Here is a 12,328-nt window from a genome sequence, read left to right as displayed (position 1 = left end):
TTACCCCGCCGCCCGCGGTGAGATCAGGCCGGCGACATCGTCGGGCACGTGTGCCGGATCGTCACCAAGGTCGATCTGTTGGTTATCGGCATCGACGAAAACCACCCGCGGTCGGTAGGCCCGTGCCTCGGCGTCGTCCATCACGCCGTACGCGATCACAATCACCAGATCACCGGGGTGAACCAGATGTGCTGCAGCGCCGTTGATTCCGATCGTCCCGGAGCCCCGGTGCCCAGCGATCACGTAGGTTTCCAGCCGCGCACCGTTGTCGATGTCGACGATCGTCACCTGCTCACCCTCGATCAGGTCGGCGGCGTCCATCAGATCCGCGTCGATGGTCACCGAGCCGACGTAGTGCAGGTCGGCGTGCGTCACCGTCGCGCGGTGGATCTTGGACTTCAACATCGTCCGGAACATCAATTTCTCCAAGTTATTTCGTGGTGTTCACCGTTGCCGACCCCGGGCGGAGCGGTATCGGTCGACAGGTCGACGGCGATGTTGTCCAGCAGCCGGGTGGCACCGAGGCGGGCGGCGACCAGCAGGCGTGCCGGACCATATGCGGGTGCGGGCTCCAATTGGGGCCCGCGCACTTCCAGGTAGTCGACCCCGATGGCCGGCACCTCGTCGAGGACCGCGCGGGCGGCATCCAGAGCTGAACCGGCCCCGCCGGAAGCGCCGTACATGCCGGCCAGCAGCGCCGAGGACAGTGCGCCCGCTTGTTCGCGTTCTTCGGGATTGAGGTAGCGGTTGCGCGAAGACAACGCCAGGCCGTCGGACTCGCGCACGATCGGCACACCCACGACGCGCACGTCGACGTTGAGGTCATCGACCATCTGGCGGATCAGGATCAGCTGCTGATAGTCCTTCTCGCCGAAGAACGCCCGATCCGGTCGGACGATCTGAAGCAGCTTCAGCACGACGGTCAACATGCCGGCGAAGTGTTCCGGCCGCGAGGCGCCTTCCAGCTGTGCGCCCAACGGACCTGGATGCACCGTGGTGCGGGGGCCGTCGGGATACATCGCCGACACAGTCGGGGCGAACACCACCTCGACACCTTCGTCAGTCAACAGTTCGAGGTCGGAGTCCAGGGTTCGCGGGTAGGCGTCGAGGTCCTCGCTGGGCCCGAACTGCAACGGATTGACGAAGATCGACACCACGACCACCGCGCCGGGCACTCGCTTGGCAGCACGGACCAGCGCCAGGTGACCGTCGTGCAGCGCACCCATGGTCGGCACCAGCATGATCCGCCGCCCGGTGTGCCGCAGGGCACGGGTGACGGCGGACACCGCCTTGGGGGTCGGATACACGTTGAGCTGTCCGGCCGCGAACTGCGGGTCGTTGCTCATCGCCGCCGTCCTTGCCCTGACCAGTCGGCCAACACCTCAAAAACCTCCTCGGGAGCGTGCGCCCGCTGTGCGGTACGCAGCGAGTTCGCGCAATAGGCTTGCGCAAGTTCGGAATCCACTTGATCGAGGGCAGTGAGATGGCCACCGACGGCTGCCGCGTCGCCGCGCGCCACCGGTCCGGTCAACGCCGCCTGTCCGCGTTGCAGGGTGTTCTCCAGAGCGGCCCGGGCGAGCGGACCGATGATCCGCTCCGCCAAGCCGCCGGGGGCGTCGACAACGAGTTCCTGGCCGAGCAGCTCTTGCCCGGCCAGCGCCGCGCGCAGTGCATCGAGCGCGTCGGCGACCACGGTGACGATGTGGTTGCTGGCGTGCGCCAGGGCCGCGTGATAGAGCGTTCGCGCCTCTTCACGGACCCCGAACGGCTCGCCACCGATCTCCAGCACCAGTGCCTGGGCGATGGCGTAGCCGATCTCGTCGGCGGCGGTGACGCCGAAGCAGCTGTCGGACAGCCGGGCGATGTCCTCGTCGGCGCCGGTGAAGGTCATCGCCGGATGGATGGCCAGCGGAACGCAGCCCTGCTCGGTCAGCGGGGTCAGGATCGCGACCCCGTTGGCTCCCGAGGTGTGCACGACGATCGTTCCCCGTCGCACCGCCCCGGTCGCGGCGAGGCCGTTGATGAGCCCGGGTAGCTCGGCGTCCGGCACAGTCAGCAGCAGCAACTCGGACCTGTCGGCGACGTCGGGCACCGGCAGGATCTCGGTGTCGGGAAGCCGCCGTTCGGCAAGCCGACGCGATGCCGACGAGATCGCGCTGCATGCCACCACCACATGCTCGGCGCGCTCCAACGCCACGCCGAGCGCGGTACCGACGCGGCCGGCCGAGACGATGCCGACCTTGAGCCGGGCCGGGCGTAAGCCGCTGGGGGTCCCCACGTCGACGACCTCGCTGACGTCATGAGTGTGTTCGTTCCGGTCCTGAGTCGGGTACCGGACGGTCTCGACAACTCTAACCCGGCTCGGTCAGTCCTCGCGTCGGCGCCGGCGGCCACCGCCGGTGGTGCCGTTGGCCTGCAATCGGGCCAGCAGGTCGGCGACCGACTGGCCACCGGTGTGTTGAGCGTCGCGACGCTCGGCCGGCGACTCCTCCTCGGTGCCGCGATGCCGAGCGGGCGGGGGCGTTGACATGGCCGGTTGAGCGGATCCCTCGACCGAATGGCGAGCGCGTGGCGCCATGGGTTCGGGCGGTCGGTGCATGACCGGCTCAGGCCGCGGCTGGGATTCCGGTTCGGTCGTGGAGGTCGCGTCCTGCGGCGGGGTCCAGTGCCGGCCGCGCGGCGGCTCCTCCGCGGACGGGAACGGCGGCGCGGCCGGTGGAGTGCCGATGCCGCTGTCGGCGGGCGCGGCCCAGTTGCTGCCCTGCGCGCCCGGCGGCAGCCATTGGCCCTCGCCTTCCATTGGCCGCCAGCGCGCCGCGTCGGATGCGGGAGGCTCTGCGGCCAAGGCCGCCGCCGCGACGGCGGCGTCGGATTGCGGTTCCGGACGTGACGGCGGGGGCGGTGCGAACGGTCGATCGACCGGCGGGGCGGGCTGCTCGCCGTTTTCGGGTGGCCGTCGATGCGACCCGCGGTGGCGGTTCTCCGGCGACTCGGGCTCGGCGCGGCGGCGCGGCGGCGGCGGGGCATACGGTTGCTGGGGCGGCGACGGAACCAAGGGTTCTTCCGGCACGTCGATGATCGGGTTCTCGGCGGTGCGACTGCCGGTGTCTTCCGGCCGCACCGGCGTGATGCGGCTGCTCTGGACCCGCCCTGGCACGGGTGGCAGGGTCGCGGTGTCGCGGGTCCAGTCGCCGGCGCGATCACCCTCGAGTGCGGGCCGGTCGCCCAGGTCGGCGTCGAAGAGAATTTCCAGGTTCGCCCGCAGCGCGGCCAACTCAGAGCGCAGCGCGGCGACCTCGTCGGCGGACTGCGCGCGCAGCTCGGAGGCGAGCTCGCGGCGCAGGTGTGATTCGACGCTCAGCTCGTATTCGCGCCGCGCCGAGATCTCCCGGTCGAGCTGCAAGTCGTAGACCAATTTCAGATCGCGCGCCCGGGCCGCGTCGATATCGCTTTGCCTGCGGTACATGACCGAGACGAAGGCCCCGATCACGGCCGCCCACAGCGACAGGATGACCGCCAGCTTGAGCAACTCGGTACGGTTGGTGAAGACCAAGGCGGAACTGGCCGCAATGGCTAGGACCAGCAACACCGTCAAGAGCAGCCAACCCGGCCTGCGGCCGCCGCGCCGTTTCTTGGCGCCGCGGGACAGAACGGTCATGGGCTGACTGTACCCGCGCGACGTCCGTCCGCGTGTCGTCGAGCTGCGGCGATTCGCCGTCCGGGCCTACTCCGGGGCGGCGTCGGGGTCGTCGGTCGGTTCGCCGGGCGACTTGCAGCAATGTTGGAGCCACAGCGCCGCGACCACCAGGGCCAGCGCACTGAGCGCGGCGATGACGGCTCCCGGGGTGTCGGCCCCGGCCACCCTCAGCTCGCCCCGGCGGGGCAAGAGATAGATCAGTACGCCGATCCACCAGCCCAGCATCAGTGCCCCGACCCACGCCGAGGCCTTGGCGATCACCACACTGCGGGCCACCGTCAACGGGTGCAGCCGACCACCACCGACTCCGATCTGTCCATCGCGGATCTTGGCCCGTACCGACACCGCCCACCCGGCCTCGAGGCCGGCGACGGCCAGTAGTGACAGCCCCGTCCACCCGGTGATCGGCGGAAAGTAGTGGTACAGCACGTGCACCGACAAGTAGGCCAGGATCGCGACACCGACGGCCGCGGCGGTGAGGTCGCGTTTGCGTGTCGGCCCCATCAGGCCCCTGACTCCGGGCCATCCGGATGTAGGTCGTCCCCGAGCCGCAGCAGCAGGCCGGTCAGCCGGACCCCGTCGCGGTCGACCGGTTCCAGTTCGGACAGCAGGCGATCGACGCGCTGACGTTCGCCGGCTACGGTGAGTTCGGCGTCGGGGTCGACCGCCAGCCAGGGGATCATGACGAAGGCACGCAGGTGCGCCAGCGGATGCGGCAGCGTGAGGCCCTCGTCGAGCGAGAAGACTTCGGAGTCACCGTCCGGTGACGTCTCGTAGCAGCAGACGAGGTCGACGTCGAGGGTGCGCGGTCCCCACTTCTGCTCTCGGACGCGGTCGTTGGCGTTCTCCAGCGCCTGCGCGCGTCGCAGCCATTCGTGGCCGTCGGCACCCGTGTCGTCGGCGACGACGACGGCGTTGAGGAACGGCCCCTGCTCGATACCACCCCAGGCGTCGGTCTCGTACACCGGCGACAGCGCGCGCACCGAGTCGCCGAGCCCGTCGACAGCGGCCTGCAGGCGAGCCATCCGGTCGCCCAGATTGGAGCCGATCGAAAGCACCACCCGCGTCATGCGCCACCCCCGAGGGGAACGATCTGGCCCCGCCCCCCGCGCCGGGAACGGCGCGCTACGACCGCAACATCGTTGAACGTCAACGGGATCGGCGCGTTGGGCTTGTGCACCACAACTTCGACGGCGTGCACCCGCGGGTCGGTCATCACATCCTCGGCGATCTCGCCGGCCACCGTCTCGATCAGGTTGCGGGCCGGCCCGCCGACGATGGCGGCGGCGCGCTGGGCCAGCGTGCCGTAATCGTAGGTGTCGGCGAGGTTATCGCTGGCCGCTGCGGCCGCCAGGTCGATCCACACCGTGATGTCCACGATGAAATCCTGCCCGTCGCGACGTTCGTGGTCGAAAACGCCGTGGTTGCCGCGGACGGTCAGGCCGCGCAGTTCGATGCGATCAGCCATCGGCATCCTCCCAGGCTTGTAGCACTCTCAGCGCGTCGACGCTGGCCTGCACGTCGTGCACCCGCACTCCCCACACCCCGCGGTGGGCGGCCAGTGCCGAGATGACCGCGGTGGCGATCTCCCGCCCGTCCGGTGCGCGAACGGTGCCGTCGGCGGCGGCCAGCAGGGCCCCCAGGAATCGTTTGCGCGATGCGCCCACCAGCACTGGAATTCCGGTGGCCACGAAGTCGGGTAGCGCGCGCAGCAAGGCCCAGTTGTGCTGTGCGGTCTTGGCGAACCCCAGTCCCGGATCGATGATCAGGTTCTCGGGGTCGACCCCGGCGGCGACAGCGGCGTCGACGCCGGCGAGCAGTTCGGCACGCACCTCGGCGACCACGTCGTCGTAGGCCGGCACCTCATGGGGATGCTCGGCGCGAACCGAACGCCAGTGCATCAACACCCACGGCACTTTGGCCTCGGCCACCAGTGGGGCCATGGCCGGATCGGCCTTGCCGCCGGAGACGTCGTTGACGATGCTGGCCCCGCTGTCCAGGGCCGCCGCCGCCACCGCCGCATGCATGGTGTCAATGCTCACGGTGATGCCTTGGGCAGCAAGCTCTTTGATGACGGGTACTACACGTGCGGCTTCCACTTCGGCGTCGATTCGGACTGCCCCTGGCCGGGTGGACTCGCCACCCACGTCGATGATGGCCGCGCCCTGATTCACCAGGGTGAGGCCGTGCTCGACGGCCCGGGCCGGATCGAGATAGCGTCCGCCGTCGGAGAAAGAGTCGTCGGTGACGTTGACAACCCCCATCACCTGCGTGCGCGGCCCTCCTGATGGCGTCATTTACGCAAGATGAGTTCCAGTGCCTCGGCTCGGGATGCCTTGTCGGTCTTGAACTGTCCGCGCACCGCCGACGTCGTGGTGACGGCCCCCGGCTTGCGCACTCCGCGCATCGCCATGCATAGATGTTCGGCTTCGACGACGACGATGACTCCGCGCGGCTTGAGCTTGCGCATGATCGCGTCGGCGATCTGCCCGGTCAGCCGTTCCTGTACCTGCGGGCGCTTGGCGTAGAGATCGACCACTCGGGCCAGCTTTGACAGCCCGGTGATGCGCCCGTCCTCACCGGGGATGTAGCCGACGTGCGCCATGCCGTGGAAGGCCACCAGGTGGTGCTCGCAGGTCGAGTACATCGGAATCTGTTTGACCAGAACCAATTCGTCGTGCTGCTCGTCGAACGTGGTTTCCAGGACGGCGTCGGGGTCGGTGTACAAACCGGCGAACATCTCCCGGAACGCCCGCGCGACGCGTGCCGGGGTGTCCTGCAGACCATGCCGGTCGGGGTCCTCCCCGACGGCCAGCAACAGTTCACGAACGGCCGCCTCGGCCCGTGGCTGATCGAACAGCGGGGTGTCCAGCGTGATCGAATCCGGCTGCACCATTGAAGCTCCGTTCGTCATCAGCTGTTGTCCGGCGCTTTCGAACGACCCCCGTCGGCACCCGGATTCTCGTGCGGCCCAGCGGAGGGCCCGGCGTGACGCGGTGAAGGCTGGGGCTGATACGGGGGATACGGCTGACCCTGCTGCCCGGGCGGCGGCCCCCACCCCTGCTGCGGCGGCGGGTACCAGTAGCCGCCCTGCGGCGGCGGGCCACCCGGCGGCCACCCGGGCGCATGCCAGCCGGCGGGCGCCCCGTAGTCGGGCTGGGTCGAGCCGGGATGGACGGGCTGCGGGCTGGTGTGCGCCCCGTTGCCGTTCCCGGTCCGGGCCTGCTGGGCCTGTGCCTGCGCAGTCGCCTGGGCGATCGCCTTCTTGAAAGCCGGCTCGGGCATCGGCTTGGGCCACGGCTCACCGCGTTCGATGGCCAACTCGCCCGGGGTCTTGATCGGCGGCTTGTCCGACGGAATGCGCCCGCCGAAGTCGTCGAACACCGTCAGGCGGGGACGCTTCTTCACCTCACCGAAGATGGCTTCCAGCTCCTTGCGGTGCAGGGTCTCCTTCTCCAGGAGCTCACCGGCCAGGGTGTCGAGCACGTCGCGGTACTCGGTGAGGATCGCCCACGCCTCGGTGTGGGCGGCCTCGATGAGCTTGCGGACCTCGTCGTCGATGTCGCGCGCGACCTCGTGGCTGTAGTCGGACTGGGTGCCCATGGTGCGGCCCAGGAACGGATCACCGTGCTCGGTGCCGTACTTGACCGCACCCAGCTTGGCACTCATGCCGTACTCGGTGACCATGGCTCGGGCGATCTTGGTGGCTTGGTCGATATCGGACACCGCACCGGTGGTCGGCTCGCGGAACACGAGTTCTTCGGCGGCACGCCCGCCCATCGCGAAGACCAGCCGGGCGATCATCTCCGAGCGGGTCATCAGGCCCTTGTCGTCCTCGGGCACGGAGACGGCGTGACCGCCGGTGCGGCCGCGGGCCAGGATCGTCACCTTGTAGATCGGCTCGATGTCGGGCATCGCCCAGGCCGCCAGGGTGTGGCCGCCCTCGTGGTAGGCGGTGATCTTCTTCTCCAGCTCGCTGATCACGCGGCCCTTGCGGCGTGGGCCTCCGACCACGCGGTCGACTGCCTCCTCGAGCGCGGCGGCGGTGATCACGGTGCCGTTCTCACGGGCGGTGAGCAGAGCGGCCTCGTTGATGACGTTGGCCAGGTCGGCGCCGGACATTCCGACCGTGCGCTTGGCCAGGCCTTCGAGGTCGGCATCGGGGGCCATCGGCTTGCCCTGCGAATGCACCCGCAGCACGGCCTTGCGGCCGGCCAGGTCTGGGCTGGTGACCGGGATCTGTCGGTCGAAGCGGCCCGGGCGCAGCAACGCGGGGTCGAGGATGTCGGGCCGGTTGGTGGCCGCGATCAGGATGACGCCCTGCCGGTCGCCGAAGCCGTCCATCTCGACGAGGAGCTGGTTGAGGGTCTGCTCGCGCTCGTCGTGGCCGCCGCCCATGCCGGCGCCGCGCTGGCGGCCGACGGCGTCGATCTCGTCGACGAAGATGATGCACGGGCTGTTCTGCTTGGCCTGCTCGAACATGTCGCGCACCCGGGAGGCGCCGACACCGACGAACATCTCGACGAAGTCCGAACCAGAAATCGTGAAGAACGGAACTCCGGCCTCACCAGCCACGGCGCGGGCCAGCAGCGTCTTACCGGTGCCGGGCGGACCGTAGAGCAGCACGCCCTTGGGGATCTTGGCGCCCAGCGCCTGATACCGCGACGGGTTCTGCAGGAAGTCCTTGATCTCGTAGAGCTCCTCGACGGCCTCGTCGACGCCGGCGACGTCGGCGAAGGTGGTCTTGGGCATGTCCTTGCCGAGCTGCTTGGCCTTGGACTTACCGAACCCGAAGCCCATCCGGCCGCCGGTCTGCATGCGCGAGAACAGCACGAACAAGCCGACCAGCAGCAGCAACGGCAGCATGTAGACCAGCAGTGAGCCCAGGACGCTGCCCTGGTTGACGACGGTGTTGGTCTTGACGTTCTTGGCGCTCAGCGCGTTGAACAGGTCGACGGCGTACCCGGTCGGGTACTTCGTGAGGACCTTGGTCGAGTTCTCGGTGTCGCCGTTGCCGCTCTTGAGCTCGAGGCGCAGCTGCTGTTCCCGGTCGTCGATCTGGGCGCTCTTGACATTGTCGCTGTTGATCTGCGCCATCGCCACCGAGGTGTCGACGGGTTTGTAGCCCCGGGTGTCGTCACTGAAATAGAAGAACGACCAGCCGAGCAGCAGCACAACGGCGATCACCGTGAGTGTGCGGATCACGTTTTTGCGGTTCATCAAGCATCGGCCGTTACGGCCCGGTCCTTCCGATCTGCGCAGCTGGGATAGTTCAGGCTACCGCTAGACCAACGCCGGTAAGAGCCCCCAGGGTTTCCGGCGGCCTTTGACCGGTGTTCGCTGTGCGCGCAATCGGCCCTTCCAGGCCGGGAGAAGCTGTGCTTGGCTGGCACGGTGCTCGCTTCGACCGAACGGTTAGTTGACGGTGTCGGCGTTCGGTTACGGGTCATCGAGGCCGGCGATCGCGGTGCACCCGTGGTGGTCCTGGCTCATGGTTTCCCCGAATTGGCCTACTCGTGGCGCCATCAGATCCCGGTCCTGGCCCACGCCGGCTACCACGTGCTGGCCCCCGACCAACGCGGCTACGGCGGTTCGTCGCGACCGGATACGGTCGAGGACTACGACATCTACTGCCTCACCGGCGACCTCGTCGCCCTTCTCGACTCAGAAGTTGGCGGAGGGGCCAGTCAAGCCGTGTTCATCGGCCACGACTGGGGCGCCATGGTGGTCTGGCACACCGCGCTGCTGCACGCCGAGCGGGTCCGTGCGGTCGCCGGCCTGTCCGTCCCGCCGATTCCCCGCGCGCGCACCCGCCCCACCGAGCGGTGGCGGGAGAAGTTCGGCGAAGACTTCTACATGCTGCGCTTCCAGGAGCCCGGCACGGCGGACGCCGAGATGGCCGCCGACGTGGCCGGCACCATGCGCGAGATGTTCACCGGCCTGACCGGACCGGACGCACCGCCTGGCTGGATCACCGACGACGAGTTCGACCACTACGTGACCGAGTTCACCAGGACAGGATTCACCGGAGCGCTGAACTGGTACCGCAATTACGACCGCAACTGGGCCTCGACCCCCCAGCTGGCCGAGCAGCGCATCCTGGTGCCCGCCCTGTTCGTCGGGGGTACCGCCGACCCGATCGGCCCGACGATGAACCCGGCGCGCGCACGCGAGGTGGTCGCCGGGCCGTACACCGAACAGTGGATCGAGGGCGCCGGGCATTGGGTGCAGCAGGAGCGTCCCGAGGACGTCAACCGAATCCTGCTGGACTTCCTCGGCGAGGTGGAGCGGTCATGACGGACAGACCACTGCGGTTCGGGGTGTTCATCACCCCATTCCATCCGGTGGGCCAATCACCTACTGTCGCACTGGAATACGATCTGGAGCGCACGGTGGCGCTCGATCGGCTCGGGTTTGACGAAGCCTGGTTCGGCGAGCACCACTCGGGTGGCTACGAACTGATCGCCTGCCCGGAGGTGTTCATCGCGGCGGCCGCCGAACGCACCAAGCACATCAGGCTGGGCACCGGCGTGGTGTCGCTGCCTTACCACCACCCGTTGATGGTGGCCGACCGCTGGGTGCTGCTCGACCACCTGACCCGCGGCCGGGTGATGTTCGGTACCGGCCCCGGCGCCCTGCCGTCGGATGCCCACATGATGGGTATCGACCCGGTCGAGCAGCGGCGGATGATGCAGGAGTCACTGGACGCCATCCTGGCGCTGTTCCGCGCCGGGCCCGGCGAACGCGTCGACCGGCACTCGGATTGGTTCATCCTGCGCGACGCGGCCCTGCACATCCGGCCCTACACCTGGCCGTATCCGGAGATATCCACGGCGGCAATGGTTTCCCCGTCCGGGCCACGGCTGGCCGGTCAACTGGGCACCTCACTGCTGTCCTTGTCGATGTCGGTGCCCGGCGGTTACGCGGCATTGGAGGACGCCTGGGGAATCGTCGTGGACCAGGCCGCCAAGTCCGGCCGGCCAGAGCCCGACCGGGCCACCTGGCGGGTGCTGGGCATCATGCACCTGGCCGACAGCTACGACCAGGCCATCGACGACTGCACGTACGGCCTGCAGGATTTCGCGAAGTACTTCGGTGCCGCCGGGTTCGTCCCGCTGTCCAATGAGGTCGAAGAGGCCGCGCAGTCCCCGCGGCAATTCGTGGCCGACTACGCCGCCGGCGGTGGCTGCTGCATCGGCACACCCGACGATGCGATCGCCTACATCGGCGACCTGCTGGAGCGATCAGGTGGCTTCGGCACGTTCTTGATGCTCGGTCACGACTGGGCCGCCCCACCGGCGACCTACCACTCCTACGAGCTGTTCGCCCGGAAAGTCATGCCGCACTTCAAGGGGCAGCTGCATGCCCCACAGGCGTCGCACGAATGGGCGCAGAACAAGCGAGATGACCTGTTCGGTCGGGCCGGCGAGGCGATCATGAAGGCCATCGGCGATCACGTGGGCGAGCAATCTTAGATTTCGGCGCGTAAACCGCCGCTACGCGAACGGAATCGCGCCGAAATCGCTATGGAATCCGACAGTGTCTGGCGCGCAGCAGGCGGATCAACTCGAGTCCGTCGGCCCGCGGTCATCGTGAAGCGAATCGGCCCGGTGAACCCGAACCGCACCCCGCCGGGGTGCACCAGCGCGACGTCGACCGGCGCCACGAGCTCGGCCGGCCAGGCGGGACCTTGCGGGGAGGACGTGCCCCAGCCGAATGTGTAGCGCCGGCCGGGTGTGTCGAACGTCGGGTCGGTGAGGATCCGCCACCCGTCGACGTCGATCAGGGTGGTGGGCCCGCCGAGGTGGGTGAGCTGCAGGTTCGGCATGGCCAAAAATCTTGTGCCGCACGCTACGGTGTCACCCATGCCGATCGCGAGACGTCGTGTCGTTGTTGCCCTGGCCGCGATGGGTGCCGCCGCCGCGGTGCTCACCGGCTGCGATTCCGCGCCCGCGAGCCCGGTCAGCAGCACTCCGCGGCAGGTCACCGTCGTCGGGGCCGGCGAGGTGCAGGGTGTGCCCGACACGTTGACCGCCGACGTCAGCGTCGAGGCCGCGGCCAGCGATGTCACCGCCGCGATGAACCAGGCCAACGACCGGCAGAACTCGGTGCTGAATGCGCTCAACGCCAGCGGCGTCGACGCCAAGGACATCAGCACCACCCAGGTCAGCCTGCAGCCGCAGTACGGCAGCGACGGCACCGCGATCACCGGCTACCGCGCTAGCAACTCCCTCCAGATCAAGATCCGCAAACTCGACACCGCTTCGCAGGTGTTGGCCAATGTCGTGAGCGCCGGTGGTGACGCCACCCGGATCAACTCGGTGAGCTACTCGATCGAGGACGACTCCAAGCTGGTCACCGACGCCAGGGCGCGGGCTTTCAACGACGCCAAGCAACGCGCGCAGCAGTACGCCGATCTGTCCGGGCTGTCGCTGGGCAAGATCATCTCGATCTCGGAAGCGCCGGGCGGGTCCCCGCCGCCGCCGACGCCGATGCCGGTGCCGCGCGGCGCGGTGGCCAGTGCGGTTCCGCTGGAACCGGGCCAGCAGACGGTGAGTTTCTCGGTGACGGCGGTCTGGGAGCTCGACTAGTCGAGCACGCCGACAAAGCTAGTTTCTGCACTTCAGTCGC

General features: G+C 68.6%; 14 protein-coding genes. 3 read left to right on the top strand and 11 right to left on the bottom strand.

All coding sequences use genetic code 11. The features are described from left to right. The 10 genes from panD to ftsH form a co-directional block, all read right to left on the bottom strand. Positions 1-417 carry an aspartate 1-decarboxylase gene (gene panD, locus ORI27_RS00250; RefSeq protein ID WP_265994794.1) on the bottom strand — a complete coding sequence of 139 codons (417 nt, stop codon included), beginning with the start codon at positions 415-417 and terminating at the stop codon, positions 1-3. Further along, positions 417-1,346 carry a pantoate--beta-alanine ligase gene (gene panC / locus ORI27_RS00245; RefSeq protein WP_265994795.1) on the bottom strand — a complete coding sequence of 310 codons (930 nt, stop codon included), beginning with the start codon at positions 1,344-1,346 and terminating at the stop codon, positions 417-419. The genes panD and panC overlap by 1 nt, the downstream gene beginning before the upstream one ends. Further along, the gene (locus tag ORI27_RS00240; protein ID WP_265994796.1) at positions 1,343-2,278 is read right to left on the bottom strand and encodes a Rossmann-like and DUF2520 domain-containing protein; all 936 of its coding nucleotides are present in this window, start codon (positions 2,276-2,278) and stop codon (positions 1,343-1,345) included. Before ORI27_RS00240 ends, panC begins: the two co-directional genes overlap by 4 nt. Positions 2,279-2,365: 87 nt before the next feature. After that, on the bottom strand, positions 2,366-3,658 hold the full coding sequence (locus ORI27_RS00235; RefSeq protein ID WP_265994797.1) for a DUF6779 domain-containing protein: 1,293 nt from the start codon (positions 3,656-3,658) through the stop codon (positions 2,366-2,368). 66 nt (positions 3,659-3,724) lie between these two features. Then, positions 3,725-4,201: a DUF3180 domain-containing protein gene (locus tag ORI27_RS00230; RefSeq protein ID WP_265994798.1), complete on the bottom strand. Its 477-nt coding sequence runs from the start codon at positions 4,199-4,201 to the stop codon at positions 3,725-3,727. Beyond that, complete coding sequence (gene folK, locus ORI27_RS00225) at positions 4,201-4,767, bottom strand: 2-amino-4-hydroxy-6-hydroxymethyldihydropteridine diphosphokinase (RefSeq protein WP_265994799.1); 567 nt, start codon at positions 4,765-4,767, stop codon at positions 4,201-4,203. Before folK ends, ORI27_RS00230 begins: the two co-directional genes overlap by 1 nt. After that, positions 4,764-5,165 (bottom strand): dihydroneopterin aldolase, encoded by a 402-nt coding sequence (gene folB, locus ORI27_RS00220; RefSeq protein ID WP_265994800.1) that lies wholly within the window; start codon positions 5,163-5,165, stop codon positions 4,764-4,766. The genes folK and folB overlap by 4 nt, the downstream gene beginning before the upstream one ends. Next, positions 5,158-5,994, bottom strand: a complete 837-nt coding sequence (folP, locus tag ORI27_RS00215; protein ID WP_265994801.1) for a dihydropteroate synthase — start codon at positions 5,992-5,994, stop codon at positions 5,158-5,160. Before folP ends, folB begins: the two co-directional genes overlap by 8 nt. Then, the gene (gene folE, locus ORI27_RS00210; RefSeq protein ID WP_265994802.1) at positions 5,991-6,593 is read right to left on the bottom strand and encodes a GTP cyclohydrolase I FolE; all 603 of its coding nucleotides are present in this window, start codon (positions 6,591-6,593) and stop codon (positions 5,991-5,993) included. The genes folP and folE overlap by 4 nt, the downstream gene beginning before the upstream one ends. 17 nt (positions 6,594-6,610) lie before the next feature. Then, the gene (gene ftsH, locus ORI27_RS00205; RefSeq protein WP_265994803.1) at positions 6,611-8,917 is read right to left on the bottom strand and encodes an ATP-dependent zinc metalloprotease FtsH; all 2,307 of its coding nucleotides are present in this window, start codon (positions 8,915-8,917) and stop codon (positions 6,611-6,613) included. Between the two features lie 174 nt (positions 8,918-9,091). Here ftsH and ORI27_RS00200 point away from each other — a divergent pair, with 174 nt between their 5' ends. Together ORI27_RS00200 and ORI27_RS00195 are read left to right on the top strand one after the other, a co-directional pair. Next, positions 9,092-9,994, top strand: a complete 903-nt coding sequence (locus tag ORI27_RS00200; RefSeq protein WP_265994867.1) for an alpha/beta fold hydrolase — start codon at positions 9,092-9,094, stop codon at positions 9,992-9,994. Further along, positions 9,991-11,172: an LLM class flavin-dependent oxidoreductase gene (locus tag ORI27_RS00195; protein ID WP_265994804.1), complete on the top strand. Its 1,182-nt coding sequence runs from the start codon at positions 9,991-9,993 to the stop codon at positions 11,170-11,172. Before ORI27_RS00200 ends, ORI27_RS00195 begins: the two co-directional genes overlap by 4 nt. Here ORI27_RS00195 and ORI27_RS00190 read toward each other — a convergent pair. Further along, positions 11,169-11,525, bottom strand: coding sequence for an MBL fold metallo-hydrolase (locus ORI27_RS00190; protein WP_265994805.1), 357 nt, complete (start codon positions 11,523-11,525; stop codon positions 11,169-11,171). The genes ORI27_RS00195 and ORI27_RS00190 overlap by 4 nt on opposite strands. 37 nt (positions 11,526-11,562) lie before the next feature. On the opposite strand from ORI27_RS00190, the gene ORI27_RS00185 reads away from it, so the two are divergent. Next, positions 11,563-12,288 carry an SIMPL domain-containing protein gene (locus tag ORI27_RS00185; protein WP_265994806.1) on the top strand — a complete coding sequence of 242 codons (726 nt, stop codon included), beginning with the start codon at positions 11,563-11,565 and terminating at the stop codon, positions 12,286-12,288. Positions 12,289-12,328 lie beyond the last annotated feature (40 nt).

Origin of the sequence: Mycobacterium pinniadriaticum (assembly GCF_026242045.1) — a bacterium.
Taxonomy (GTDB): domain Bacteria; phylum Actinomycetota; class Actinomycetes; order Mycobacteriales; family Mycobacteriaceae; genus Mycobacterium; species Mycobacterium pinniadriaticum.
The sequence above is the reverse complement of the archived record's forward strand: the minus strand, read 5'-3'. Positions and strand labels throughout refer to the sequence as shown.

Excerpts from the sequence above, each read along its gene's own strand:
- ORI27_RS00195 (WP_265994804.1), top strand. The coding sequence starts at position 9,991 with ATGACGGACAGACCACTGCGGTTCGGGGTGTTCATCACCCCATTCCAT.
- ORI27_RS00230 (WP_265994798.1), bottom strand. The coding sequence starts at position 4,201 with ATGGGGCCGACACGCAAACGCGACCTCACCGCCGCGGCCGTCGGTGTC.
- ftsH (WP_265994803.1), bottom strand. The coding sequence starts at position 8,917 with ATGAACCGCAAAAACGTGATCCGCACACTCACGGTGATCGCCGTTGTG.
- folK (WP_265994799.1), bottom strand. The coding sequence starts at position 4,767 with ATGACGCGGGTGGTGCTTTCGATCGGCTCCAATCTGGGCGACCGGATG.
- ORI27_RS00190 (WP_265994805.1), bottom strand. The coding sequence starts at position 11,525 with ATGCCGAACCTGCAGCTCACCCACCTCGGCGGGCCCACCACCCTGATC.
- panC (WP_265994795.1), bottom strand. The coding sequence starts at position 1,346 with ATGAGCAACGACCCGCAGTTCGCGGCCGGACAGCTCAACGTGTATCCG.
- folP (WP_265994801.1), bottom strand. The coding sequence starts at position 5,994 with ATGACGCCATCAGGAGGGCCGCGCACGCAGGTGATGGGGGTTGTCAAC.
- ORI27_RS00235 (WP_265994797.1), bottom strand. The coding sequence starts at position 3,658 with ATGACCGTTCTGTCCCGCGGCGCCAAGAAACGGCGCGGCGGCCGCAGG.
- ORI27_RS00185 (WP_265994806.1), top strand. The coding sequence starts at position 11,563 with ATGCCGATCGCGAGACGTCGTGTCGTTGTTGCCCTGGCCGCGATGGGT.
- panD (WP_265994794.1), bottom strand. The coding sequence starts at position 417 with ATGTTCCGGACGATGTTGAAGTCCAAGATCCACCGCGCGACGGTGACG.
- folE (WP_265994802.1), bottom strand. The coding sequence starts at position 6,593 with ATGGTGCAGCCGGATTCGATCACGCTGGACACCCCGCTGTTCGATCAG.
- folB (WP_265994800.1), bottom strand. The coding sequence starts at position 5,165 with ATGGCTGATCGCATCGAACTGCGCGGCCTGACCGTCCGCGGCAACCAC.